The organism is Kitasatospora sp. SolWspMP-SS2h, assembly GCF_003259315.1.
Lineage (GTDB): Bacteria > Actinomycetota > Actinomycetes > Streptomycetales > Streptomycetaceae > Kitasatospora > Kitasatospora fiedleri.
In genome coordinates, this window is record NZ_QLLT01000012.1 from 139,482 (window position 1) to 164,800 (window position 25,319).

At 72.6% G+C, this 25,319-nt stretch carries 19 protein-coding genes; 11 read left to right on the plus strand and 8 right to left on the minus strand.

All coding sequences use genetic code 11. The annotated features are described in order from the left end of the window. Positions 1-59: 59 nt before the first annotated feature. Positions 60-800 (plus strand): MerR family transcriptional regulator, encoded by a 741-nt coding sequence (locus K353_RS16830; protein WP_111554406.1) that lies wholly within the window; start codon positions 60-62, stop codon positions 798-800. Here K353_RS16830 and K353_RS16835 read toward each other — a convergent pair. The 4 genes from K353_RS16835 to K353_RS16850 are packed head-to-tail and all read right to left on the minus strand — an operon-like array spanning position 794 to position 6,607. Next, positions 794-2,956 (minus strand): 3-hydroxyacyl-CoA dehydrogenase NAD-binding domain-containing protein, encoded by a 2,163-nt coding sequence (locus K353_RS16835; protein WP_111554407.1) that lies wholly within the window; start codon positions 2,954-2,956, stop codon positions 794-796. The genes K353_RS16830 and K353_RS16835 overlap by 7 nt on opposite strands. A gap of 41 nt (positions 2,957-2,997) precedes the next feature. Beyond that, positions 2,998-4,218, minus strand: a complete 1,221-nt coding sequence (locus tag K353_RS16840; RefSeq protein ID WP_111554408.1) for an acetyl-CoA C-acetyltransferase — start codon at positions 4,216-4,218, stop codon at positions 2,998-3,000. Between the two features lie 38 nt (positions 4,219-4,256). After that, on the minus strand, positions 4,257-5,399 hold the full coding sequence (locus K353_RS16845) for an acyl-CoA dehydrogenase family protein (protein ID WP_111554409.1): 1,143 nt from the start codon (positions 5,397-5,399) through the stop codon (positions 4,257-4,259). An 11-nt stretch (positions 5,400-5,410) separates the two neighbouring features. After that, on the minus strand, positions 5,411-6,607 hold the full coding sequence (locus K353_RS16850; RefSeq protein ID WP_199528127.1) for a CaiB/BaiF CoA-transferase family protein: 1,197 nt from the start codon (positions 6,605-6,607) through the stop codon (positions 5,411-5,413). Positions 6,608-6,719: 112 nt separating this feature from the next. Between K353_RS16850 and K353_RS16855 the strand changes: the two genes are divergently transcribed. Both K353_RS16855 and K353_RS16865 read left to right on the plus strand, forming a co-directional pair. Then, positions 6,720-7,460, plus strand: a complete 741-nt coding sequence (locus K353_RS16855; RefSeq protein WP_370447613.1) for a GNAT family N-acetyltransferase — start codon at positions 6,720-6,722, stop codon at positions 7,458-7,460. 205 nt (positions 7,461-7,665) lie between these two features. Beyond that, positions 7,666-8,337 carry a Pr6Pr family membrane protein gene (locus tag K353_RS16865; protein ID WP_111554411.1) on the plus strand — a complete coding sequence of 224 codons (672 nt, stop codon included), beginning with the start codon at positions 7,666-7,668 and terminating at the stop codon, positions 8,335-8,337. A 19-nt stretch (positions 8,338-8,356) separates the two neighbouring features. Here K353_RS16865 and K353_RS16870 read toward each other — a convergent pair whose 3' ends face one another. Beyond that, on the minus strand, positions 8,357-9,169 hold the full coding sequence (locus K353_RS16870; RefSeq protein WP_111554412.1) for an IclR family transcriptional regulator: 813 nt from the start codon (positions 9,167-9,169) through the stop codon (positions 8,357-8,359). Positions 9,170-9,370: 201 nt separating this feature from the next. On the opposite strand from K353_RS16870, the gene K353_RS16875 reads away from it, so the two are divergent. From K353_RS16875 to K353_RS16885, 3 genes are read left to right on the plus strand one after another with little or no spacing between them, the layout of a single operon-like run. Further along, complete coding sequence (locus tag K353_RS16875; protein WP_111554413.1) at positions 9,371-10,669, plus strand: extracellular solute-binding protein; 1,299 nt, start codon at positions 9,371-9,373, stop codon at positions 10,667-10,669. Between the two features lie 43 nt (positions 10,670-10,712). Then, the gene (locus K353_RS16880) at positions 10,713-11,690 is read left to right on the plus strand and encodes a carbohydrate ABC transporter permease (RefSeq protein WP_111554414.1); all 978 of its coding nucleotides are present in this window, start codon (positions 10,713-10,715) and stop codon (positions 11,688-11,690) included. Next, the gene (locus K353_RS16885) at positions 11,687-12,559 is read left to right on the plus strand and encodes a carbohydrate ABC transporter permease (RefSeq protein ID WP_370447614.1); all 873 of its coding nucleotides are present in this window, start codon (positions 11,687-11,689) and stop codon (positions 12,557-12,559) included. The genes K353_RS16880 and K353_RS16885 overlap by 4 nt, the downstream gene beginning before the upstream one ends. 31 nt (positions 12,560-12,590) lie before the next feature. On the opposite strand, the gene aroA is transcribed toward K353_RS16885, so the two are convergent. Next, a complete protein-coding gene (gene aroA, locus K353_RS16890; RefSeq protein ID WP_111554415.1) occupies positions 12,591-13,823 on the minus strand; it encodes a 3-phosphoshikimate 1-carboxyvinyltransferase in 1,233 nt (410 codons plus the stop codon). Positions 13,824-13,953: 130 nt separating this feature from the next. Next, positions 13,954-15,570: an ABC-F family ATP-binding cassette domain-containing protein gene (locus tag K353_RS16895; RefSeq protein WP_111554416.1), complete on the minus strand. Its 1,617-nt coding sequence runs from the start codon at positions 15,568-15,570 to the stop codon at positions 13,954-13,956. Between the two features lie 375 nt (positions 15,571-15,945). Here K353_RS16895 and K353_RS16900 point away from each other — a divergent pair, with 375 nt between their 5' ends. Together K353_RS16900 and K353_RS37190 are read left to right on the plus strand one after the other, a co-directional pair. After that, on the plus strand, positions 15,946-16,299 hold the full coding sequence (locus tag K353_RS16900; protein WP_100835623.1) for a VOC family protein: 354 nt from the start codon (positions 15,946-15,948) through the stop codon (positions 16,297-16,299). Between the two features lie 24 nt (positions 16,300-16,323). Next, positions 16,324-16,536, plus strand: a complete 213-nt coding sequence (locus K353_RS37190) for an NUDIX domain-containing protein (RefSeq protein ID WP_111554488.1) — start codon at positions 16,324-16,326, stop codon at positions 16,534-16,536. Positions 16,537-16,814: 278 nt separating this feature from the next. On the opposite strand, the gene K353_RS16910 is transcribed toward K353_RS37190, so the two are convergent. Then, on the minus strand, positions 16,815-17,522 hold the full coding sequence (locus K353_RS16910; RefSeq protein WP_370447615.1) for a glycoside hydrolase domain-containing protein: 708 nt from the start codon (positions 17,520-17,522) through the stop codon (positions 16,815-16,817). Between K353_RS16910 and K353_RS16915 the strand changes: the two genes are divergently transcribed. The 3 genes from K353_RS16915 to K353_RS33845 all read left to right on the plus strand — a co-directional run bounded on the left by K353_RS16915 (position 17,515) and on the right by K353_RS33845 (position 25,258). Further along, positions 17,515-17,997: a hypothetical protein gene (locus tag K353_RS16915; RefSeq protein WP_146616484.1), complete on the plus strand. Its 483-nt coding sequence runs from the start codon at positions 17,515-17,517 to the stop codon at positions 17,995-17,997. The two genes, K353_RS16910 and K353_RS16915, sit on opposite strands and share 8 nt — an antisense overlap. Positions 17,998-18,428: 431 nt before the next feature. Further along, entirely contained in the window at positions 18,429-24,758 is a 6,330-nt protein-coding gene (locus K353_RS16920; protein ID WP_111554490.1) for a DNRLRE domain-containing protein, read from the plus strand. A 62-nt stretch (positions 24,759-24,820) separates the two neighbouring features. Next, positions 24,821-25,258 (plus strand): hypothetical protein, encoded by a 438-nt coding sequence (locus K353_RS33845; protein WP_146616485.1) that lies wholly within the window; start codon positions 24,821-24,823, stop codon positions 25,256-25,258. Positions 25,259-25,319 lie beyond the last annotated feature (61 nt).

A 25,319-nucleotide genomic window follows, 5' to 3' on the forward strand; every position in this document is an offset into this window, starting at 1 on the left:
GGCGGTGGAGGCGGGTGGGACACTGCTGGTGTCACAGTGGCGGCGAGGGGTGTGGGGCGTTGGCGGACGGGCCGCGGTGGACGGTGGAGGAACTGGCGGACCGGGCCGGGGTGACGGTGCGCACGCTGCGGTTCTACGGCGCGAAGGGGCTGCTGCCGCCGCCGGAGCTGGGGGCGCGCCGGGTGGGCTGGTACGGGGCGGAGCACCTGGGGCGGCTGGAGCTGATCGAGGAGTTGCAGCGGCAGGGGCTGACGCTGGCCGCGATCGACCGCTACCTGGCGCAACTCCCGCAGGACATCGGCGAGTTGGACCTGGCGATCCACCGGGCGCTGGTCGCCTCCTGGACCCCGGAGTCGGCCGAGGAGGCCGACCGGGCCCAGCTGGAGCGCCGCACCGGCCGGGCCCTGTCGGACGCGGACCTCGACTCGCTGGCGGCGATGGGCGCCCTGCACCGCACCGCCGACCCGGACGTGTTCAAGGTCGACCCGGGCCTGCTCCCGCTGGGCGTGCGGGTGCTGGACGTGCCGATCCCGCTGGAGACCCTGCTGGCCGCCCGCGCGGTGGTCCGCCTGCACAGCCGGGCCACCGCCCACGACCTGCACCGCCTGTTCCGCGACACCGTCTGGCGCCCGTACCGGGAGAGCGACCCGGCCCCCGGCGAACTGGAACGGATGCGGGAGCTGACCGACCGCATCCAGCCGATGGTGGTGCAGGCCCTGGTGACGGCGTTCCAGCGGTCCCTGGCCGAGGAGCTGGCCCGCCCCCCGGTGGAGGGGGCGGGCCGGGCCGAGGATCAGTAGCGGCCGCCGCTCCCGGCGAGGGCGACCAGCGAGGCGGGCGGGGTGAAGCGGTCGCCGTAGGCGGCGGCGAGTTCGCGGGCGCGGGCGGTGAAGCCGGCCGGGCCGCCGGGGTAGCCGTTGACGTACTGGAGGACGCCGCCGGTCCAGGCGGGGAAGCCGATGCCGAGGATGGAGCCGATGTTGGCGTCGGGGACGGAGGTGAGGACGTTCTCGTCCAGGCAGCGGATCGCGTCGATGGCCTCGGCGAACAGCATCCGCTCCTTCATGTCCTCGAACGGGATCTCCGCGCCGGGCCGGGCGAAGTGCTCGCGCAGGCCGGGCCAGAGCCGGGTGCGGCGGCCGTCGGCGTAGTCGTAGAAGCCGGCGCCGCCGCTGCGGCCGGGGCGGCCGAACTCGTCCAGCATCCGGTCCATGACCTCCTCGCCGGGCTGGGTGGTCCAGCTGCCGCCGGCCTCCTCGACGGCGCGGCGGGTCTCGTTGCGGATCTTGCGCGGCAGGGTGAGGGTGAGTTCGTCCAGCAGCGCGAGGACCTTGGCGGGGTAGCCGGCCTGGGCGGCGGCCTGTTCGACGGAGGACGGGTCGAGGCCCTCGCCGATCATCGCGACGCCCTCGTTGAGGAACTGGCCGATGACCCGGGAGGTGAAGAAGCCGCGGGAGTCGTTGACCACGATCGGGGTCTTGCGGATCTGCCGGACCAGGTCGAAGGCGCGGGCCAGCGCCTCGTCGCCGGTCTCCGGGCCGCGGATGATCTCCACCAGCGGCATCTTGTCGACCGGCGAGAAGAAGTGCAGGCCGATGAAGTCGGCGGGCCGGTCGACGCCCTCGGCGAGCAGGCCGATCGGCAGGGTGGAGGTGTTGGAGCAGAGCAGCGCGTCGGGGGCGACCAGGTGCTGGACCTCCTGGAAGACCTTGTGCTTGAGTTCGGGCTGCTCGAAGACCGCCTCGATGACGGTGTCGCAGCCGGCCAGGTCGGCGGCGTCCGCGGTGGGGGTGATCCGGGCCAGGAACGCCTCGCGTTCGCCGGCGGTCATCCGGCCGCGCGCCACCTGCTTGTCCAGCAGGCCCGCGCTGTACGCCTTGCCGCGCTCGGCGGCCTCCGCGCTGACGTCCTTGAGCAGGACGTCCAGGCCGGCCTTGGCGCAGGAGTACGCGATGCCCGCGCCCATCATGCCCGCGCCCAGCACCGCGACCTTCGCCGCCTTCCGGGCGGGCACCGCACTCGGGCGTGAGGCACCGGAGTTGACGGCCTGGAGGTCGAAGAAGAACGCCTGGATCATGTTCTTCGAGGTGGGCCCGCAGGCGAGTTCGGTGAAGTACCGGGCCTCGATCGCGAACGCGGTGTCCACGTCGACCTGGGAGCTCTCCACGGCCGCCGCCAGGATGTTGCGCGGCGCGGGGTAGGGCGCGCCGTTCAGCTGCTTGCGCAGGTTGGCCGGGAAGGCGGGCAGGTTGGCGGCGAAGGCCGGGGTGCTGGGGGTGCCGCCGGGGATCCGGTACCCCTTGGCGTCCCAGGGCTGGAGGCTGGTCGGGTTCGCGGCGATGAACGCGCGCGCCTTGGCGTCCATCTCCTGCGCGTCGGAGGCGAGTTCGTGCACCAGGCCGTGCTCCAGGGCCTGCGCCGGGCGGTACTGCTGCCCTTGGAGCAGCACCTTGAGCAGGGCGTCGGCGATGCCGAGCATCCGCACGGTGCGCACCACTCCGCCGCCGCCGGGCAGCAGGCCGAGGGTGACCTCGGGCAGGCCGATCTTGCTGCCGGGGGCGTCCAGCGCGATCCGGTGGTGGCAGGCCAGCGCGATCTCCAGGCCGCCGCCGAGCGCGGCGCCGTTGATCGCGGCGACCACCGGCCGGCCGAGCGTCTCCAGCCGGCGCAGCGCGCGCTTGATCCGCATCGAGTTCGCGAAGACCTGCTCGGCGTCGGCCGGGCCGACGGCGGAGAGCAGTTTGAGGTCGCCGCCGGCGAAGAAGGTCTTCTTCGCGGAGGTGATGACGACGCCGGTCAACTCCTCGGTGGCGGCGAGCCGTTCGACGGTGGCTTCGAGCGCGTCGGTGAAGCCGGCGTTCATGGTGTTGGCGGACTGGGCGGGGTCGTCGAGGACGAGGGTGACCACGCCGTCCTGGTCCTGCTCCCAGCGGATGGGGCTGCTCACGTCGGTCATGTCGTTGGAGTCCTTGGGTGAGTACGTGAGGGGACGGGTGGTCAGGCGGTGACGCGTTCGACGACGGTGGCGATGCCCATGCCGCCGCCGACGCACAGCGTGGCCAGGCCGTAGCGCAGGTCGCGGCGCTCCAGCTCGTCGACCAGGGTGCCGAGCAGCATCGCGCCGGCCGCGCCGAGCGGGTGGCCGAGCGCGATCGCGCCGCCGTTGACGTTCACCTGGTCGTGCCGGAAGCCGAGTTCGCGCATGAAGCGCAGCGCGACGGCGGCGAACGCCTCGTTGATCTCGACCAGGTCGATGTCGGCGGCGCTCAGCCCGGCCTTGGCGAGCGCCTTGCGGGTGGCGGGGGCCGGGCCGGTGAGCATGATGGTGGGTTCGGAGCCGGAGACCGCGGCGGAGACGATCCGGGCCCGCGGGGTGAGGCCGTACCGCTCGCCGATCTCGCGCGAGCCGATCGCGACCAGCGCGGCGCCGTCCACGATGCCGGAGGAGTTGCCGGCGTGGTGGACGTGGTCGATGGACTCCACCCAGTGGTACTTCTGGAGCGCGACGGCGTCGAAGCCGCCGAGGTCGCCGATGTCCGCGAAGGAGGGCTTGAGCCCGGCCAGCGACTCCACCGTGGTGCCGGGGCGGATGAACTCGTCGCGGCCCAGCACCACCAGCCCGTTGCGGTCCAGCACCGGCACCGTCGAGCGGTCGAACAGCCCGTCGGCCTGCGCCTTCGCGGCCCGGGCCTGCGACTCGGCGGCGAACGCGTCCACGTCGGTGCGGGTGAAGCCCTCGACGGTGGCGATCAGGTCGGCGCCGATGCCCTGCGGGACGAAGCCGGTCTCGTACGCGGTCATCGGGTCGGCGAACCAGGCGCCGCCGTCGGAGCCCATCTTCACCCGGGACATCGACTCGACGCCGCCGGCCAGGATCAGGTCCTCCCAGCCCGAACGGACCTTCGCCGCCGCCAGGTTGACGGCCTCCAGGCCGGACGCGCAGAAGCGGTTCTCCTGCACGCCCGCGACGGTGTCGGGCAGCCCGGCGGCGATCGCCGCGACCCGGGCGATGTCGGAGCCCTGGTCGCCGACCGGGCTGACCACGCCGAGCACGACGTCGTCGATCGCCGCCGGGTCCAGGGACGGGAACCGGCGCCGCAGCTCGTGGATCAGGCCGACCACCAGGTCGATCGGCTTGGTGCCGTGCAGGGAACCGGTCTGCTTGCCGCGTCCGCGCGGGGTGCGGATCGCGTCGTAGACGTACGCTTCGGTGGTCACGGTGGGGATGCCTTTCGGGCGGAGGGGTCGGGCGGGCTTCAGGCGAGCAGCGAGCGGCCGATGATCTCCTTCATGATCTCCGTGGTGCCGCCGTAGATGGTCTGGACGCGCCCGTCGGTGAACGCCCGGGCGACCGCGCTGTCGCTCATGTAGCCGGAGCCGCCGTGCAGTTGCAGGCAGCGGTCGGCGGTGCGCTTCTGGAGTTCGGTGGCCCACCACTTGGCCATCGAGGCGTCCACCGGGGTCAGCGCGTACCGGTTGTGCTCGCTCACGCAGCGGTCCACGAAGGCCCGGGTGACGGCGCACTCGGTGGCCAGCTCGGCGATCTCGAACCGGACGTGCTGGAGCTTGGCCAGCGGCCGGCCGAACGCGGTGCGCTGCTTGACGTACGCCGTGGTCTCCTCCAGCAGCTGCTCGGCGGCGGCGATCGCGGCGACCGCGATGGCCAGCCGCTCCTGAGCCAGGTTGCGCATCAGGTACAGGAAGCCCTGGTGCTCCTCGCCCAGCAGGTTGGCCTTCGGGACGCGCACGTCGTGGAAGAACAGCTCGGCGGTGTCCTGGGCCTTCTGGCCGATCTTGTCGAGGTTGCGGCCGCGTTCGAAGCCCGGCGTGTCGCGTTCCACCACCAGCAGGCTCAGGCCGTGCGCGCCGCCCTCGGCGGTGGTCTTCGCGACCACCACGACCAGGTCGGCGAGGATGCCGTTGGAGATGAAGGTCTTCGCGCCGTTGAGCAGGTAGTGGTCGCCGGCGTCCACCGCGGTGGTGCGGATCGCCTGGAGGTCGGAGCCGGTGTCGGGCTCGGTCATCGCGATCGCGGTGATCAGCTCGCCGGAGCAGAAGCCGGGCAGCCAGCGCTCCCGCTGCTCCTCGGTGGCCAGGCCGGTCAGGTACGGGCCGATGATGTCGTTGTGCAGGCCGACGGCCAGGCCGCTGGCCCCGGCCCGGACGAACTCCTCGGCCAGCACGGCGGCGAACCGGAAGTCCGGGCTGCCCCCGCCGCCGTGGCGCTCGTCCACGGCCAGGCCGAGCAGCCCGGCCTTCCCGGCGGCCAGCCAGGCGGAGCGGTCGACGACGCCCTGCCGCTCCCAGCGGGCGTGGTGCGGGACGACCTCCCGGGCCAGGAAGGCCCGGACGGTGGTGCGGAAGTCCTCGTGCTCCTCGGTGTAGAGCTCGCGCTGCACGGACGTTCCCTTCAGGAGGCTTGCGTGGCAGGGGGGTCGAGGCCGGGGACGGCCCAGTCGCGGGCCACCTCGGCGGTGTGCTCGCCGGGCCGGGCGGGCGGGGTGCGCAGCGCGCCGGGGGTGGCGGAGAAGCGCGGGGCCGGGGCGGGCTGGCGGGTGCCGCCGTGCTCGGGGTAGCTGCCGCGGGCGGCCAGGTGCGGGTGCGCGGCGGCCTCGCCGAGCGTCAGCACCGGGGCCACGCAGGCGTCGTGGCCCTCGAAGCGGGCGGTCCACTCGGCCTGGGTGCGGGTGGCGAAGCGGGCGGCGAGGGCGGCGCGCAGCTCGGGCCAGCGGGCCAGGTCGTACTGGTCGGGGAGGTCCGCGTCCAGCTCCAGCAGGCGGGCGAACTCGGCGTAGAAGCGCGGCTCCAGCGGGCCGACGGCCATCCAGCGGCCGTCGGAGGTCGCGTACGTGCCGTACCAGGGGGCGCCGCCGTCCAGCAGGTTGACGCCGCGGCGGTCCTGCCACAGGCCCGCGTCCAGCAGGCCCCAGAGCATGGTGGACAGGTGCGCGGCGCCGTCCACGATCGCGGCGTCGACCACCTGGCCGGTGCCGGTGGCGCGGGCGTGGTGCAGGGCGGCGAGCAGGCCGACCACCAGGTAGAGCGAGCCGCCCGCGTAGTCGCCCAGCAGGTTCGCCGGGATCGCCGGGGGGCCGTCCGGCGGGCCGATCAGCCCGAGCAGGCCGGAGGTGGCCAGGTAGGTGACGTCGTGCCCGGCGCGCTGCGCCAGCGGGCCGTCCTGCCCCCAGCCGGTCATCCGGCCGTACACCAGCGCCGGGTTACGGGCCAGGCAGTCCCGCGGGCCGATGCCGAGCCGCTCGGCCACGCCGGGGCGCCAGCCCTCGACCAGCAGGTCGGCCCGGGCGGCGAGGTCCAGCACGGTGGCCGGGCCTGCGGCGGACTTCAGGTCGACCAGCACCGAGCGCTTGTTGCGGTTGGTCAGGTCCCGGGCCGGGTCCGGCCCGAGCGTCTGCCCGCCGGGGCGGTCGACCCGCACCACGTCCGCCCCCAGGTCGGCGAGGAGCATCGCGGCGAACGGGGCCGGGCCGATGCCCGCGAGCTCCAGCACCCGGACGCCCGCCAGGGGGCCGGAGGGGGGTGCGGCGGAGGTCGCGGGGGGTGTCGCGGAGGTCGCGGCGGAGGTCGCGGGGGGTGTTGCGGAGGTCATCGTCGACCGCCTCCCAGGTTTGACAGTGAAGCTGTCACAGTGGCGATGATAGGGACGTGACCGGCCGGTAACAAGAGCCCGGCCCGGCTGCCGCGCCCGGGGGTGCGGGATCATGGACGGACCGATCGACCGGGAGGGCCGGAACCCCATGCGTGAACTCGACCTCGACACCGCCGTACTGGACGACCCCGTGGGCCACGCGCTGGGCGGGGCGCACGCCCACCTGGCGCGGCGGTGCGGGGAGGCGGTGCGGTACGACCCCGAGGTGGCGAGCTTCAGCAGCGTCGGGGCCCGGCCCGGCCCGGGGGCCTGGGACGACCTGGTCGGGCTGCTGGGAGCCGGCGAGTTCGCCGACCTGTTCAGCTGCCCGGCCCTGCCGCCCGCCCACTGGCAGCCCGAATTCGTCCTGGAGGGCCACCAGTTGGTGCAGGTGGAGCAGGTCCGCCCGGCGCTGCCCGGCGGCCTGCGGGCGGTCGAACTGGGGGCCGCCGACGTGCCCGAGATGCTCGACCTGGTGGAGCGCACCCGCCCCGGCCCGTTCCGGCCCCGCACCCGCGAACTCGGCACCTACCTGGGCGTCCGCGACCGGGACGGCGTGCTGCTCGCCATGGCCGGCGAACGCCTCCGCCCGCCCGGCTTCACCGAGGTCTCCGCCGTCTGCACCGCCCCCGAGGCCCGCGGCCGGGGCCTGGCCGCCCACCTGGTCGGCGAACTCGCCGCCCGGATCACCGCCCGCGGCGAACGCCCCTTCCTGCACGTGGCCGCCGCCAACACCGGCGCGCTCGCCCTGTACGGACGGCTCGGCTTCGCCCGCCGCGCCGACGTGGTCTTCCGCGGCTTCCGCACGCCCTGACCGCTCCCGCCGGACCGCCCCCGACCGGCCGCCCCCGCCCGAACGCGTCCGCCCCGACCGGCCGCACCCGCCCCGAACGCGTCCGCCCCGACCGGCCGCACCCGCCCCGACCGGTGATCTTTTCCGACCGCGGAACCGGCGGGTAGAGTGCGGCGATCTGTCGTGCCCACGGGGGGCACCACCGAAACGAACGTCCGGTGACCGCATGACCGTCTGGACCCGTCCCGCCGCCTGGTGGCGCAGCGCCATCGTCCTGTCCGCGTTCCTGGGGATCTTCCTCAGCAACAGCTCCCTGGTGTACTTCACCATCCAGAGCAACGTGATCGTGCTCGGCTACTTCCTGGCCGCGGTCTACTGGATGGCCCGGCGCGGCACCGCCGACGCCCCGGCCCCCCGCCTGCGCGGCGCCGCCGTCCTGTACATCACCATCACCGGCATCGTCGCGCATGTCCTGCTCAACCACGGCGAGAACCCGCTGCCCGGCCTGGTCTCCGGCCCCGACCGGCTCCAGCACTGGTCCAGCTTCTTCCTGCACTACACCACCCCGGTCATGGTGCTGGTCGAGTGGCTGGTGTTCTCCCCCCGCAACGCCTCCCGCTGGCGCGACCTCCCGCTCTGGCTCTCCTACCCCCTCGGCTACGCCGTCCTCACCGAGACCCGGGCCGTCCTCTTCCCCGGCTTCCCGGTCCGCTACCCCTACTTCTTCCTCGACCCCACCGAGAAGGGCTACGCCTGGGTGGGCCTCCAGATGGTCCAGCTCGTCGTCGAGTTCGCCGTCCTCGGCGCCCTGGTCATCGGCCTCGACCGCCTCGGCACCCGGCTCCGCCGCGAGCCCGCCCCCGCGCCCGGCACCGGCACCGGCACCGACGCCGCCTGAGCCCGCGCGGCGGCGCGCGTCAGCGGGTCGCGCCCATGCGTTTCGAGACGCGGGCGGCGGTGGCGGCGACGACCGGGCCCAGTTCGCGGACGCGGGCGGCGGTGATGCGGGAGGTGAGGGCGGAGGTGGAGATGGCGCCGATGACGGTGTTGTTGTGGTCGAAGACCGGGGCGGCGATGCAGCGGACCTCGGGTTCGTTCTCGCGGTCGTCGACGGCGTAGCCGCGGGTGCGGATGCGGGTGAGTTCGGCGCGCAGGGCGGCGGCCGAGGTGAGGGTGCGGGTGGTGATGGCGGGGAGGCCGTCGGCGACGACGCCGGCGAAGGCGTCCTCGGGCATCCAGGCGAGCATGGCCTTGCCGACGGCGGTGCAGTACATGGGGGCGCGGCTGCCGATCCGGGAGGCCATCCGGACGGCGGTCTCGTTCTCGACCTTGTCGACGTAGACCACGTACGGCGCGTCGGGGACGCACAGGTGGACGGTGCCGCCGACCTCGCGCATCAGCTGGTGGGCCTCCTCGGAGGCGGCGGTGCGCAGGTCGAGGGTGGCGAGGTACGCCTGGCCGAGCTGGAGGGCCCCGGGGCCGAGCCGGAAGTGGCCGGTGTCGCGGTCGCGGGCGAGGAGTTGGGCGTCGACCAGCGGGGCGGCGAGGCGCAGCACGGTGGACTTGGACATCTCCAGGCCGTCGGCGAGCGCGGTGAGGCTGAGGTCGGTGCCGGCCGCCGCGCGGTCCCGGACGTGTTCGAGCACCGCGAGGGCGCGGCGCAGCGACGCGGACTGGTTGCGTTCCGGCCGGCCCTCAGGGGTCCGGCTCTCGGCGGCGGTGCTGGTCATGGGGTGTGACGCTACGGCGCGCCCGGGTGCGGTGCCAGTTCCGCAGCACATCGTTTTGCAGTGCAGAACTTTCGCGCTCTGCTCTTGTCGCCGCGCCCGGCGAGTTCCTAACGTCCCGCTCACACCGATCCCCCACTGCATGTCCCGGTTCGTCCCGGGGCGCGCAGGTGCGTCCCGCTGCGGCGAGGAGATGAGTTGAGCATGAAGAAGCTGGCCCGTGGTGCCGCCCTTGCCCTGCTGGCCGGCACCGTGGCCACGGCCTGTGCGCCGGGCACCGCGAAGACCGCGTCCTCGCAGGACGAGCAGACCGGCACCGTGAAGGTCTGGCTGTACGACGAGGCGAACCGGGCGCCGAAGGAGCAGGTGGTGGCGCAGGCCGTCGCCGACTTCAAGGCGAAGCACGCGGGCGTCGAGGTCGAGGTCTCGTACATCCCGACCGACGCCGGTCCGCGCGCCGAGAAGATGAAGGGCGCGTTCAACGACCCGTCCTCGGCCCCGGACGTGGTGGAGTTCGGCAACACCGACCTGTTCGGCTACACCGCCTCGGGCGGCCTGGCCGACATCACCTCCGACCTGGCGGACTGGACCGGGGGCAAGGACCTGCCGCAGGACCTGAAGGACACCGCCGTGGTCGACGGCAAGACGTACGGCCTGCCCTGGTGGCTGGGCGTGCGGGCGCTGTACTACCGCACCGATGTGTTCACCGAGCTGGGCCTGTCGGCGCCGACCACGTACGACGAGCTGAAGTCGGCGGCGGAGAAGGTCCGGGCCGCGCACGGCGACCTGCTGGGCATCGCGGTAGGCGGCAAGTACACCTTCGGCGCGCTGCCGTTCGTCTGGGCCGGCGGCGGCGACCTGGCGGCGCGGAACGGCTCGGCGTACACCTCGGCGATCGACTCGGCGCAGTCGCAGGCCGGCGTGAAGCGGTACACCGACCTGTTCACGGACGCGATCTGCCCGGCCCAGCAGTGCGCCGACCTGACCGGCGGCAAGACCGTCGAGGCGTTCGCGGCGGGCAAGGCCGGCATGGCGATCCTGCCGAACTCCTCGCGCGGCGCGGTGGAGGCGGGCGCGGCGGCCGGCAAGTACGCGATCGTGCCGCTGCCGGGCACCACCGCCGGGAAGATCGCCCCGGCGTTCTCCGGCGGCAACGACCTGGGCGTCATGAAGTCCACCCGGCACCGTTCGCTGGCGGTCGACTTCATGAAGGAACTGGCCTCCGAGAAGAACCAGTTGGCGCTGTTCGACGCGATGGGCAACCTGCCGGCGCTGTCCTCCGCGCGCGCCGAGGTGGTGCAGAAGCAGCCGTGGCTCAAGCCGTTCACCGACACCATCGAGGCGGGCACCAAGTTCGTCCCGAAGGACGCCGCCTGGGCCCGGATCGACGCCCAGAACGTGGTGCCGACCATGCTGCAGAAGGTCATCACCGGCAAGTCCGACGTGGCCGCCGCCACCAAGGAGGCCGCCGCCGCGATGAACGCCTCGTTCAGCGGCAAGTAGCCGTCGGCCCGTAGGAGACCCGTAGGAGAAGCGGAAGTTGTCGATGCCTGCCACGACCGTCACCGCCCGGGCGGACCACGGGGGCCCCACCCCGCTCCGCCCGGCGGGCGGCGCCCCCGCGAAGGGTCGCCGCCGCCCCGGGCCGCTCGCCCGGATACCCGTCCCGCTCTGGCTGCTGCTGCCGGCCGCCCTGGTGCTGATCCCGCTGTTCGGCTATCCGCTGTACCAGCTGGGCCTGCTCTCGGTGCTCGAGTTCGGCCAGCCGCAGGCCTCCGGCGGGGTGCCGACCGAGTTCGTCGGACTCGCCAACTACGCCGAGGTGCTGGGCGACGCGCAGTTCTGGTCGGTGCTCGCCCAGACCCTGGCGTTCGCCGCGTTCTGCGTCCTGGCCACCCTGGCGGTCGGCGCGACCTGCGCGGTGCTGCTGACCCGGGTCGGCCGGTGGCCGCGGCTGATGCTGATGTTCGGCGCCCTGGGCGCCTGGGCCGCCCCCGCGATGACCGGCTCCACGGTGTGGATGTTCCTGCTGGACACCAACTCCGGCCTGGTCAACGAAGTCCTCGGCACCCAGGGCCACAACTGGATGTACGACAAGTGGTCGGCCTTCGCCATGGTCGCCGTGGTGGTGGTCTGGCACAGCTTCCCGTTCGTGATGATCACCCTCTACGCGGGCATCCAGGCCATCCCGGACTCCGTCCTGGAGGCGGCCCGCCTGGACGGCGCCGGCACCACCACGGTCTTCCGCAGGATCATGCTGCCGATGCTGCGCCCGCTGCTGGTGATCGTGGTGATCCAGTCGATCATCTGGGACTTCAAGGTCTTCACCCAGATCTACGTGATGACCGGCGGCGGCGGCATCGCCGGCCAGAACCTGGTTCTCAACGTCTACGCCTACCAGAAGGCCTTCGTCGCGGAGAACTACAGCCTCGGCGCGGCCATCGGCGTCCTGATGACCGTCATCCTGCTGGCCGTCACCGCCGTCTACGTCCGCAGCCTGCGCCGCTCCGGGGAGGAACTGTGACCGACAAGCCCTTCTCGATCAAGCGCCGCGACAGCCGGGTGCTGCGGCAGGGTGCCAACACGGCCGCCGTGGTGCTCGCCCTGCTGACGGTGTTCCCGCTGTACTGGATGGTGCTGTCGGCGGTGAAGCCGAAGGGCGAGATCACCTCGGCGCACCCGCGGCCGTGGACGTTCGCGCCGACGCTGGAGAACTTCCGCAACGCGCTGGGGGTGTCCGGGTTCGGGCGGTACTTCGTGAACAGCATGCTGGTGGCGGTGGTCGTGGTGGTGGTGTCCGCCGCGATCGCCTTCCTGGCGGCGGTGGCGCTGTCCCGGTTCAGGTTCCGGTTCCGGACCACGATCCTGATCATGTTCCTGGTGGCGCAGATGGTGCCGGTGGAGGCGCTGACCATCCCGCTGTTCTTCCTGGTGCGCGACATCGGCTCGGTCGCGCCGGGCTTCGGCCTCTCCTCGCTGGGCTCGCTGATGCTGGTGAACCTGGCGTTCTCGCTGCCGTTCGCGGTGTGGATGCTGCGCGGCTTCGTCGCGGCGGTGCCCGAGTCGCTGGAGGAGGCGGCCCGGATCGACGGCGCGAGCCGGTTCACCGTCCTGTGGCGGATCCTGTTCCCGCTGGTCGCCCCCGGGCTGGCGGCGACCAGCGTGTTCTCCTTCATCACCGCGTGGAACGACTTCGTGTTCGCCAAGACGCTGATCCTGGACACCGACCACCAGACGCTGCCGGCCGCGCTGATGGTGTTCTTCAAGCCGGACGAGAACGACTGGGGCGGCATCATGGCCGCCTCGACCCTGATGACCGTCCCGGTGCTGGTCTTCTTCGTGCTGGTCCAGCGGCACATGGTGTCCGGGCTGGGCGGCGCGGTGAAGGACTGACCCGCTCCGGCCGGGCGGCGGCCCGGGCGGCTCAGTCCGCCGCCCGGGCCGCCCAGGCGGCGAACGCCTCGTGGAAGCCGGGGAAGGTCTTGCGCACGCACCCCGGGTCGTCGAAGGTCGTGCCCGGGGTGCGCAGCCCGGCGACGGCGAAGGACATCACGATCCGGTGGTCGCCCCGGGTCTCGATCTCGACCGGCTCCGGGGTGCCGGGGCGGATCTCGATCCAGTCCCGGCCGGTGGCGACGTCGATGCCCTGGCGGCGCAGGTTCTCCGCGCAGGCGTCGAGGCGGTCGCACTCCTTGATCCGGGTGTTGTAGACGTCCTCGATCCGGATCGGGCCGGAGGCGAACGGGGCGATGGCGGCCAGCGTCGGCATGGTGTCGGAGATGTCGCGCATGTTGACGGTGCCGCCGGTGAGGGTGCCGCCGGTGACGGTGGTGGCGTCCGCCCCGGTCTCGACCTTCGCGCCGAGCCGCTCCAGCACCTCGACGAAGCGCAGGTCGCCCTGGAGCGCGCCGCGGCCCAGGCCGGGGACGGTCACCTCGCGGCCGGTCAGCGCGGCGGCGGCGAAGAAGTACGAGGCGGTGGAGGCGTCCGGCTCGACCGGGTACCGGGCGGCGGTGTAGCCGCCCGGCGGCACCTCGAACACGTTCCCCGCGCAGGCCACCTCGACGCCGAAGCCGCGCATCATCGCCAGGGTGATCTCGACGTACGGCGCGGAGACCAGGTCGGTGACCCGGATCCGCAGGCCGGTGCGGGTGAGCGGGCCGAGCAGCAGCAGGGCCGTCAGGTACTGCGAGGACAGCCCGGCGTCGAGCACCACCTCGCCGCCCTCGACGCCCGCCGCCCGGACGCTCAGCGGGTGGTGGCCCTCGGCGCCGTGGTGCTCCAGGTCGACGCCGAGGTCGCGCAGCGCGGCGATGAGCGGGCCGAGCGGGCGGCGGCGCATCTGCTCGGACGCGTCGAAGTGGAAGGTGCCGTGTCCGGCGGCGGCCAGCGTCGGCAGGAAGCGCGCGGTGGTCGCGCCGTCCCGGCAGAACACCGTCGCCCCGTCGGCCGCCGGCCCCTGCGGGCGCCCGGTGATGCGCCACTCCCGCTCGTCGCGCTCCACCCGGTACCCGAGCGCGCGCAGCCCCTCGGCGAACCCCTCGGTGTCGTCGGACACCAGCGGTCGCACCAGGGTGGTCACCCCGTCCGCCGCCGCGGCCAGGAACAGCGCACGCGCCGTGACCGACTTCGAACCGGGGATCTCGACCAGCGCCACGGCGCACACTCCAGCGGGGCAACGACAACAGGACCGCCCCCGATCCTGCCCTCCCGTCCACCGACCGGGCCGACTCGTCCCACGGTGCGGACACCCCGGCGGACGGGACCGGCACCGGGACGGCGACGGGTCAGCGCGGGTCGGTCGGGCGCAGCTCACCCCCGTCCCACTCCAGCCAGCGGGTGATGCCGATCTCCCGGAGGAAGGGGTGGTCGTGGCTGGCGACGAGCAGGGCGCCGCGGTAGCCGGACAGGGCCTGGGTGAGCTGGCGGACGCTGGCCAGGTCGAGGTTGTTGGTGGGCTCGTCGAGCAGCAGGAGCTGCGGGGGCGGGTCGGCGAGCAGCAGGGCGGCGAGGGTGGCGCGGAAGCGCTCGCCGCCGGAGAGGGTGCCGGCCGGCTGGTCGGCGCGGGCGCCGCGGAACAGGAAGCGGGCCAGCCGGGCCCGGACCTCGTTGTCGGTGGCGGCGGGGGCGTGCGCCCTGACGTTCCGGAAGACGGTCTCCCGGTCGTCCAGCACGTCCAACCGCTGCGGGAGGTGGCGCAGTTGGACCGGGGTGGTGACCATGCCCTCGGCGGGGGCGAGTTCACCGGCGACGGTGCGCAGCAGCGTGCTCTTGCCGGAGCCGTTGCGGCCGATCAAGGCGATCCGCTCGGGGCCGCGCAGCTCCAGGTCGATCCGGCCGCGGCCGCCGTGGGCCAGCCGGACGCCCTCCAGGGTGAAGACGGTGCGCCCGGCGGGGACGGCGGTGCGGGGCAGGTCGATCCGGATCTCCGCGTCGTCCCGGACCGCCTCCTCGGCGGTGGCCAGCCGCTCCTTGGCCTCGTTGAGCCGCTCGGTGTGCATGCCGCGCAGGCGGCCGGCGGTCTCCTCGCCCTTGCCCTGGAGCTTGTCGGCCAGCGCCTTGGGGTCGTTGCGCCGCACCGAGCGCTGCTTGCCGTAGGCAGCGGACTTGGCGAGCCGCTGGGTGGCCTCGACCAAGTCCCGCCGCTGCCGCTTGACGTCGGCCTCGGCGTTGCGGACCAGGCGCTCGGCGGCCTCCTGCTCGGTCTCCAGGGCCTCCTGGTAGGCGCTGAAGTTGCCGCCGTACCAGGTGACTTCGCCGTCCCGCAGGTCGGCGATCTGGTCGACCCGCTCCAGCAGCTCGCGGTCGTGGCTGACCAGCAGCAGCACGCCGGGGAAGGCGGCCACCGCGTCGTACAGCCGGGCCCGGGCCCGGGCGTCCAGGTTGTTGGTGGGCTCGTCGAGCAGCAGGACGTCGGGGCGGCGCAGCAGCAGGGCGGCGAGGTGCAGCAGGACGGCCTGGCCGCCGGAGAGCTCGCCGCTGGTGCGGTCGAGGTCGAGCCCGGCGAGGCCGAGGCGGTCGAGGGTGGCGCGGGCGCGCTCCTCGACGTCCCAGTCGTCGCCGATGGCGGTGAAGTGGCGCTCGGCCACGTCTCCGGACTCGATGGCGTGCAGGGCCTCGCGCTCGGCCCGGATGCCGAGCGTCTCGTCGACCCGCTGCCCGGCGACGACCGTCAGGTCCTGTGGCAGGTAGGCGAGTTCGCCCGCGACCCGGACGGTGCCGGCGGCGGGGGCGAGCTCCCCGGCGATCAGCCGCAGCAGCGTGGACTTGCCGGCCCCGTTGAGGCCGACCAGCCCGGTGCGGCCGGGGCCGACGGCGAGGTGGAAACCGCTCAGCACCGGGCGGCCGTCGGGCCACTCGAAGCCGAGGTCGGTGCAGAGGATCGAGGTGGTGGGTTGCGCCATGAGGGCCTCCTGGAGGTTGCCGTGGGAAGGGGAGCAACACGGGAGACACCGGGGACGCGGGTGCGAGGAGGACCGGCGCGGGGAGACGGGCAGCCGTCACGGGAAACCGGGAAACCGGGAACCCGCACGGGAGCAGTGGATCGCCGCCCTGCCGAGGTCGCACGCGCGCCCGCACGCCGATCGACCCGGGAAGGACACGGGTGTGGCGTGGCGCGGTGTCTCATGACCTCAGACGAGCAACGGCCTTCTCCAGACGTGCGGGAATGCGACGCCTCCGAGGCTACGGACCCCCGCGCACCCGCCGCAACGGAATTAAGTCCCGCCCCCGGTCCCCGCCTCCCCCGGGTGTCGGTGGCGGCTGCCAGGATGGGCGCCATGGAACGAGTCCTCGGCATCGGCGGGTACTTCCTGCGCGCCACCGACCCGGCGGCGCTGACCGCCTGGTACCGCGACGTCCTGGGCCTGCCCGCCGACGGGCACGGCCGGTGGGAGCAGGCCCCGGGCCCGACGGTGTTCGCCGCCTTCGAGTCCGGCACCGACTACTTCGGCTCCCCCGCGCAGCAGGTGATGCTGAACGTCCGGGTCCGCGACCTGGACGCGATGCTGGCCCAACTGCGCGCCGCGGGCGCGGCGGTGGCCGGGGAGGTGCAGGAGATGCCGGGCGTCGGCCGGTTCGGCTGGGTGACCGACCCGGAGGGCAACCGGATCGAGCTCTGGCAGCCCGCCTGAGCCGGGGCGGGCCGACCGGCGCGTCTGGGCCGCCGGGCCGCCGGGGTCAGCGGTGGGTGCGGCCGTGCCGGCCGACGGCCCGGCGGAGGAAGACCACCAGGAGGGCGGTGCCTCCCGCGAGGGCGGCCGCCCGCCACCGCGCTGCGGGAGCTCGCCGAGGAGGCCGGGCTCCGGCCCGCCGAGGCACTACGGCCGCTGACGGCGGGCCACCGGTCGGCGGCCGGAGCGCCGGTGTGACCGAGTGCCGAGCACGACACGTTCGCGTGGCGGGCCCGGAAGCGGTGGCTCTCGTTCCTTCAGGTCGAGCAGCGGGCGGGGTTCGCCTCGCTCCGCACCGCCCACCGGAAGGAACGCACGGTCATGCCGGTCGACGGCCGGGACGCCGCAGGTGCCGCAGGTGCCGCCGCCCGTGCGGTCGGAGAGCCGTCGCACCGTCCGGAACGGACCGTGCGGCACGGCGCAGCACCGGGCCCCCTGCGGAGGAGGGCCGGGTGCTGCGCCGTGACGGGTGGTGGTCAGCCGGTGACGGCGACGGGCGCGTCCCAGGCGTTGCGGTCGACGGTCAGGGTGGCGCCGCCGTAGGTCTCCTTCTGGTTGACCTGGTACTGGTGGGCGCGGCGGTGCCCGCCGAACAGGCCGCCGCCGTAGGGGAAGCTGCCCGTGGTGTCGGCGGCGCCGTCGTACTTGGCGTACCACAGGGCTTCGGGCAGGTCTGCGGCGCCGGCTTCGGCGGCCCTGGCGATGCCAGCGGCGCTGGAGGAGGCGAAGCCGTAGAAACCGGGCCGGTAGGAGCGCGCCTTGACCGCGCGGTCGAAGGACTGGGTGTAGGCGAGGACCGCGTCCGCGCAGGCGGTGTCGGCGGTGTTGTAGGCCTCCACGTCCAGGTAGAGCGTGCTGCCGGCGCGCATGCCCAGCGCCGACGCCTTGGCCGCCGCGTCCGCGCCGTCCGCCGCGCCGAGCGAGACGGCCGTGTCGGCGGTGATCTTCTCGGGGCTGGAGCCGGTCTGGCACGGCGGCTGCGCGCCGACGTACAGCGGCACCAGCTTCCAGCCCGAGCCGGCCACCGCGCTCACCCAGGAGGCGGTCAGCTGCGGCTGCGCGCAGCCGCGGTTCTTGCCGCCGACGTAGACGGCGACCGCCCCGTAGGGGGAGGTGCCGCGCCAGGCGTTCATGGTGGCCAGCGGCGGGGCGGTGCAGGTGTCGAACGCGAGGCCGGTGAACACGCTCCCGCTGGAGGTCCCGGCCGGCGCGCCGCCCGCCGCGGCGGCGGGCTTGGAGGCGCCGGGTGCCGAGGCCGAGGCGGCGGCCGAACCGGACGGTGACGCGGACCCGGACGCCGAAACCGAGGCCGATGCCGAGGCCGACACGGACCCGGAGGCGGACGCCGAAGCCGAGGTGGAGGCCGAGGGCGATGCGGAGGCGGAGAGGCTGTCGGTCGCCGACGGCGAAGCCGTCTGCACCGCGCCGACCGCCTCGCCCGCCGACCCACTGCGCGGATCGTCAGCCGGCTTCGCGCACGAGCTGAGCGCCAGGGCGGCAGCGGCGGTCAGGCAGGCGGCGGACAGCACGGTGCTGCGCCCCCTGCGGAGGGGGGTGTTCGGCACGGGGATTCCTCATGAACGGAGTGTCCGCAGGAACGCGGAGAGCGACTGCCGGTATGCATATCACTCTGGGAGCGGTTCGTTCCAGCCGGCTTGAGGCGAAGCGGTGAGCTTTGTCCGGGCGTGTCCGTTCTTTGAACTGCTCTCGACCTGATCACCAGTCAGATGCCGACCCTCCTCCTCCGGCCTCGGAAGATTCCCAATCGGCACACACCTCGGGTTCCGGACCTCCGGAGCCTGGCAGAACAGGCCCGACGAAACTGACGGGACCGATCGAGGGCCAAGGGGCCCGGGCCGAGAAGGTCGGCATCCAGCATTCCGGTTCGACCTCATACCTTCACCCTTTAAGCACACATCCTCGCCGGACTGCCCACGTTTCGGTTTCATAAATTCTTCGAGCCTGCCGCGAGCCGCTTGCCGGATATTGGCATGACTGTTCGTCATATGCCGGATTCATGACCCGCATACGATCCACGCACCCCCGCTTCAGAGGCGGGGCGGTCGCAGGGAGTGGATGTGCGCGAACACATGTCAGAGCGCCGCGGGCGGCTGATGCCGCCGGGCGCCCGGGGGGTGAGCGCCGTACTGGCGCTCGCCGTGTCAGTGTCACTGCTGGCGGGGACGGAGGACGCGCTGGCCGCGCCGAAGCCGGACAAGTCCGGGCAGACGCAGGGCACCAAGTGGGCCACCGAGGCCGCTGACATCCCGTCGGCGCGGGTCGCGGCCCGGCTGTCCGGGCAGCGGGTGGAGGCGCTGTCCGAGCGGACCGAGACATCGACGACGTGGGTGAACAAGGACGGCTCGCTGACCAGCGAGCTGTTCGCCGGGCCGGTACGCTTCCAGCGCGACGGCCGGTGGACGGACGTCGACCTGACGCTGCAGCGGCAGCCGGACGGCTCGGTCGCGCCCAAGGCGCACCCGGGCGCCCTGAAGCTGGCCGCTCCGGGCGGCACCCGGGCGCGCTCGCTCGCCGACTCGCAGTCCGGCAAGGGCGAGGACCGCACGCTGGTGACCCTCGGCGAGGGCGACCAGCAGGTCGAGCTGCGGTGGAAGGGCGGCCTGCCCGCACCCGAGCTGGACGGCACGAAGGCCACCTACAGGGACGCGATCAGCGACGGCGCGGCCGACCTGGTGGTGGAGGCCACCCGCACCGGCTTCGAGCAGTACACCGTCCTCAAGCAGCGCCCGACGGCGACCGGCTACTCCTACACGATGCCGCTGAAGGCCGGGGGGCTCAAGGCCGAGGCGCAGGCGGACGGCAGCGTGCTGTTCAGCGACAAGAAGACCGGTGAGAAGCGGGCGGTGCTGCCCGCGCCGGTGATGTGGGACTCCGCCGTCATCGCGGAGGGCTCGCGCGAGCACGCGAACCGGGCGAAGGTCGACCTGAAGGTCGTCCAGCACGGCGACGGCATCGACCTGGTGTTCACTCCCGACGCGGCGTTCCTCGCCGACCCGAAGACCCGGTACCCGGTCACCGTCGACCCCTCGACGATCGCGCTGGGCAACGTGTTCGACACCCGGGTGCAGAGGGGCGAGAGCGTCGACTGGTCGGCGGACACCGAGCTGTACTGGGGCAACCCCGGCACCAAGAACGCCGACGGCTCCTCCCGCGAGGCCCGCGCGTTCATCAACTGGAACACCGCGCCGATCGCGGACGCGCTGATCACCAACGCGACCGTGTCGCTGTGGAACTTCCAGTCCGGCAACAGCGACTGCGCCGGCTACGCCTGGGACGTCTACGACACCTCGCTCGCCTCCACCGCCTCCCGGTGGACCCTGCAACCCTCCTGGAACTCCAAGCAGGCGACGTCGACGGAGACCGCGGGCCGCACCGGCTGCCAGAACGACGGCTGGATCAACGCCGACGTCACCAACCTCGTGCAGAACTGGACCTCGGCGAAGAACCCCACGTCCGGCATGGGCCTGCGCGCCCCGGACGAGAGCAGCACGAAGTACTGGAAGGAGGTCAACTCCTCCGAGGCCGGCTCGAACGTGCCCAAGCTGACGGTCACCTACAACTACCGCCCGCGCACCGGCACCGACCAGCAGGCCGGCTCCCCCTTCTACAAGGACGGGAACGGGACCTGGTGGGTCAACTCCACCACCCCGACGCTGCGCGACACCTTCGTCGACCCGAACAACGACAAGGTCGACGGCACCTTCCAGGTCTTCGACAACGACAGCGGCGCGCAGGTCGGCAACGTGCTGGTCTCCCCGTACGTCGCCTCGGGCCAGCCGGCCTCGGTGACCGTCCCCGCGGGGCTGCTGACCAACGGCAAGACCTACCGGTTCCGCACCTCTCCCTATGACGGCCTGCACTACAACACCACGTGGTCGCCGTGGGCGTACTTCACCGTCGACACCGCCGCGCCCTCCGCGCCGTCCGCGATCACCTCCACCGACTACCCCTCCGGGCAGTGGGTCAAGGGCGCCGGGCAGTCCGGCGTGTTCACCCTGACCCCGCCCGCCGGTGACCAGAGCGCCCTGGAGTGGACGCTCGACGGCACCACCTGGACCAAGGTCGCCACCGCAGGCTCCACCGCCCCGGTCAACCTGACGGTCACCCCCGACAAGGCCGGCACGCAGACCCTGCAGGTCCGCGCCGTCGACAAGGCCGAGAACAAGTCCGAACCCGTCACCTACACCTTCCAGGTCGGGGCCGGCGGCGTGACCGCGCCCAACGACGGCACCCGCACCGCCGCCCGCCTCCCGCTGGTCGCCGAGGCCGACGCCGCCAAGTACAACGCGGTCAGCTTCTCCTGGCGCCGCTCCGACGCCGACGCCTGGACCACGATCCCGGCCTCCGACGTCACCAACGCGGGCAGCGCGGTCAGTTGGCCCGTCGCGCTGAACAGCGGCAAGAGCCCGTCGCTGACCTGGAACGCCACCAGCACCGTCAACCCCGACGGCACCGTGCAGGTCCGCGCCGACTTCACCGGCCCGAACAACGCCGCCGTCTCCTCCGAGGGCATCAAGGCCGTCGTCGACCGCAAGGCGACGGGAGCTGCGACCCAGCAGATCGGTCCCGGCACGCTCAACCTGCTCACCGGCGACCTCACCGTCTCGGCCACCGACGCCTCGTTCTTCGGCCTGACCGTGGGCCGCACCAGCACCTCGCGCGACCCGAAGGCCGCCGCGAACAAGGACGGCCAGGCGCCGATCTTCGGCCCCAACTGGACCTCCGGCGTGGCCTCCGAGGTCTCCCAGTCCGGTTACACCGAGATCCGCAAGACCTCGAACACCTCGCTGGACGTGGTCCTCGCCGAGGGCGACACCATCGGCTTCACCGCCAACACGGCGGGCAACGGCTGGGTGCCCGAGCCGGGCAGCGAGGCGCTGGCCCTGCGCGGCTCCTTCGCCTCCGGCGACTTCACCCTCTCCGACACCGACGGCACCGTCACCACCTTCGCCAAGGTCGACCCGGCGGCCACCACCTGGACGGTGACGTCGAGCCTGCTGGACGGCATGGCCAACTCGACCACCACCGTCGTCTCCGAGAAGACCGTGGTGGGCGGCAAGACCCTGGCCCGGCCGAAGTACATGATCGCGCCGACCTCCGCCGCCACCGCGGCCGCCTGCACGGCCGCCCCGTCCACCAAGGGCTGCCGCGTCCTGCAGTTCGTCTACGCCACCACGACCACGGCCACGGGCTTCAACAGCGCCAGTCAGTTCGGTGACTTCGCCGGCCAGGTCTCGGCCGTCAAGCTGTGGGCCACCGCCCCCGGTGCTTCGGCCGCCACCGCCACCGACGTCGCCACCTACCGCTACGACCTGGGTGGTTCCCTGCGCCAGACCTGGGACCCGCGCCTCGGGCAGACGGCCCAGACCCAGTACTCGTACGTCGCCGGCGGAGCGTCCGACGGCGCGCTGTACGCGGTCCTGCCGCCCGGCGTCAACGGCGGCTACCACATGGCCTACGGCAACATCGCGGCCAACCCGGCCGCGGGCGAGGGCATGCTCACCAAGGTGTGGACCAACACCCTCACCCCCGGCACCACCGCCACCGTCAACGGCACCGCCACCACCACGATCGTGTACGGCGTGCCCACCAGCGGTGCCAAGGCCCCCGAGGACCTGTCCGCCACCGCCGGCGCCGCCTGGGGCCAGAGCGACCTGCCCACCGACGCCACCGCGGTCTTCCCCGCCGACCAGATCCCCGCCTCCAACAGCGGCGCCGACCTGAGCACCGGCGACTACACCCGGGCCACCGTCAACTACCTCAACGCCTCCGGCCGCCAGGTCAACACCGCCGCCCCCGGCCACCGGATCACCACCACCGAGTACGACAAGTGGGGCAACGGCGTCCGCACGCTGACCGCCGCCAACCGCGAACTCGCCCTCGGCACCACCGACGCGGCCAAGGCCCAGCTCGCCGACCTCGGCATCAACAACCTGCCCAGCGGCGAACGCGCCCGCCTGCTGTCCACCACCAGCGTGTACAGCGCCGACGGCCAGCGCGAGACGGAGAACTCCGGCCCGCTGCACCGCATCACCCTCGCCGCCGACATCGTCTCCGGCGGCGCGACGGTCGCCAAGGCCGGCACCCAGACCGTCGCCCGCACCCGCACGGTGAAGACCTACGACGAGGGCCGTCCCACCGACGGCACCGCCAAGGTCAAGGACCAGGTCACCACCACCGTCACCGGCGGCGCCCTGCGCGCCTGGCCCGAGGTGTTCGCCGAGACCCGCACCGACAAGTCCGTCTTCGACTGGGCCCTCGGCCTCGCCACCCAGCGGATCCAGGACGCCGGCGGCCTCAACCTCACCACCACCACCGGCTACGACACCCAAGGCCGGATCACCTCCCAGTCGCTGCCCAAGTCGACCGGCACGGACGCGGGCACCACCCGCACCACCTACTGGTCCGCCACCGGCACCGGCGCCTGCGCCGGCCGCCCCGAATGGGCCGACCAGCCCTGCCAGACCGGCCCGGCCGGCGACATCACCGGCGGCGGCACCAACCCGGTCCAACTGCCCGTCAAGACCGTCCAGTACGGGCTGTTCGGGCAGACCACGCAGACCACGCAGACCGACGAGACCGCGAACGGCGTCACCCGCACCACCACCATCACCCCCGACGCGGCCGGACGACCGGTGACCACCACCGTCACCGGCGGCCTCGGCACCGCCGTCCCGGCCGTCACCACCACCTACGACCCGGTCACCGGCAAGGTCACCAAGCAGACCTCCACCGGCGGCGGCACGATCACCAAGGCGTACGACGCGCTCGGCCGCCTGACCTCCTACACCGACGCCGACGGCGCGACCACCACCACCGAGTACGACGCCCTCGACCGGCCCACCAAGGTCACCGACAGCGTCCCGTCCACCACCACCTACACCTACGACACCGCCATCGACCCGCGCGGCCTGACCACCTCGGTCACCGACTCGGTCGCCGGCACCTTCACCGCCCGCTACGACGCCGACGGCACCGCCGTCACCCAGGGCATGCCCGGCGGCTACACCGCCATCGACCGGTTCGACCCGAGCGGTACCACAACCAACCGAACATACACGCGCGACAGCGACGGCCTCGTCCTGGTCTCCGACAGCATCACCGAGACCGTTCAAGGCCAGTGGGCCACCCACACCGGCACCCCCGGCATCACTGCGGCCCAGACCTACGCCTACGACAAGGCAGGCCGCCTCACCGCCGTCCAGGACACCTCGCCCGACGCCGTCTGCACCACCCGCGGCTACGGCTTCGACAACAACACCAACCGCACCACCCTCGCCACCGCCACCGCCGCCCGCGGTGCCGACTGCACCACCACCGGAGCCACCACCCAGACCACCACCTACGACAGCGCCGACCGCCTGGTGACCACCGGCTACACCTACGACGCCTTCGGCCGCACCACCGCCCTGCCCGGCTCCAGCGTCGCCTACTACACCAGCGACCTCGTCCAGCAGCAGACCACCGGCACCAACCGCCAGACCTGGACCCTCGACTCCAACCAGCGCTTCCGCTCCTGGACCACCGAGACCAACAACAGCGGCACCTGGACCACCACCGGCACCAAGACCAACCACTACGGCTCCGACAGCGACAGCCCGCGTTGGACCGGCGACAACCTCGCCAACTACACCCGCAACGTGGCAGGCATCGGCAACGACCTCGGAGCCACCACCAGCAGCACCGGGCCGGTCACCCTCCAACTCGCCGATCTGCACGGCGACGTGGCACTGCAACTGCCCCTCAACGGCAGCGCCCCCACTGTCCTCGACTTCGACGAATACGGCAACGGCCGCACCGGACAGGCGGCCGTCCGCTACGGTTGGCTCGGCGGTAAGCAACGCTCCAGCGAAACCCCCGGCGGCCTCACCCTCATGGGTGTGCGCCTCTACAACCCGGCCACCGGACGCTTCCTGTCAGTCGACCCGGTGGCTGGCGGCAACGCGAACGCCTATGACTACGTCCACGCCGACCCGCTCACCCAGTATGACCTCGACGGAAGGGTCTGCTGGAGCTGCGGTTGGAAGAAAGCCAAATCAGTCGCCAAGACGGTGGTCAAGGGCGTGAGCTTCGTCCAAGCCGGAGTCATTGGGCACGTCACGGCGACCCTCAGCTACCACCTGGGATACAGCTGCACCCGCATCGATGGCATGCGGGTGTGCCGTGGTGGAATCGGGCTTCACGCACGCGGCGGCACGACCCTCGGCACCACGTACTTCACCAGCAACGACCCCAAGAGCTACACCAAAGAGAAGATCCAACACGAAAAGGTCCACCGCGATCAATGGCGAACCTACGGTCAGCACTTCGCGATTCTCTACTTCATGGGCGGCTTGAACGCGTGCCGCAACCCCTGGGAGAGGCAAGCCGGCCTGAAGAACGGCGGCTACGGCTGCTGAGGAAGTCCGTCGTACCAGTAGCGCTATGCGTCCTCCTGCCGCTCACCCTGAGCGGGTGCTTCATGTCGGATCCTGAACCGCTTTCGTTCGGTGTCCGCGTCACGAGGGGAAAGGTCGAAGTCAAGGTACCTGTCTGCAAAGACGAGCAGATCGTGGAGATCACAGCTTATCTGCCCGAACCGCCCCAAGACGTGCTGTTCAAAGCCGCCAACTCCGCAGGAACGGCGGCGCAGAACGGTGCGTTCACGCTGTGGCAGGACGGCGTCTGGAAAGCGGACGGGTTCTCCCCCAGGGAAGTCGACCAAGCACGCGCTGAACTTCCGGACGTGTTGGATGTGGGCTACCTGGACAGCAAGGGCGGTAAGGCTGGCGACGCGTTGGACCTCAAGGCGGCTGCCGCAGCCACACCCTCCGACGGGAGCTACTGGACCAGGAACGGAATCCGAACAGCCGAGGCCATAGACCGCCAGTTGAAATGCAACTCCAGCAAGACCAACTGATCACTGGCACTACTGATCACGGGGTCCACCCAAAGCGGTGGGCTCCGTGTGAGGTCCTGAG

Bases quoted from the DNA above. Each gene is read 5' to 3' on its own strand.
- K353_RS16895 (WP_111554416.1), bottom strand. From the start codon at position 15,570: ATGGCGCAACCCACCACCTCGATCCTCTGCACCGACCTCGGCTTCGAG.
- K353_RS16850 (WP_199528127.1), bottom strand. From the start codon at position 6,607: ATGACCTCCGCAACACCCCCCGCGACCTCCGCCGCGACCTCCGCGACA.
- K353_RS33845 (WP_146616485.1), top strand. From the start codon at position 24,821: ATGTCGGATCCTGAACCGCTTTCGTTCGGTGTCCGCGTCACGAGGGGA.
- K353_RS16855 (WP_370447613.1), top strand. From the start codon at position 6,720: ATGGACGGACCGATCGACCGGGAGGGCCGGAACCCCATGCGTGAACTC.
- K353_RS16880 (WP_111554414.1), top strand. From the start codon at position 10,713: ATGCCTGCCACGACCGTCACCGCCCGGGCGGACCACGGGGGCCCCACC.
- K353_RS16870 (WP_111554412.1), bottom strand. From the start codon at position 9,169: ATGACCAGCACCGCCGCCGAGAGCCGGACCCCTGAGGGCCGGCCGGAA.
- K353_RS16875 (WP_111554413.1), top strand. From the start codon at position 9,371: ATGAAGAAGCTGGCCCGTGGTGCCGCCCTTGCCCTGCTGGCCGGCACC.
- K353_RS16900 (WP_100835623.1), top strand. From the start codon at position 15,946: ATGGAACGAGTCCTCGGCATCGGCGGGTACTTCCTGCGCGCCACCGAC.
- K353_RS16865 (WP_111554411.1), top strand. From the start codon at position 7,666: ATGACCGTCTGGACCCGTCCCGCCGCCTGGTGGCGCAGCGCCATCGTC.
- K353_RS16920 (WP_111554490.1), top strand. From the start codon at position 18,429: ATGTCAGAGCGCCGCGGGCGGCTGATGCCGCCGGGCGCCCGGGGGGTG.
- K353_RS16835 (WP_111554407.1), bottom strand. From the start codon at position 2,956: ATGACCGACGTGAGCAGCCCCATCCGCTGGGAGCAGGACCAGGACGGC.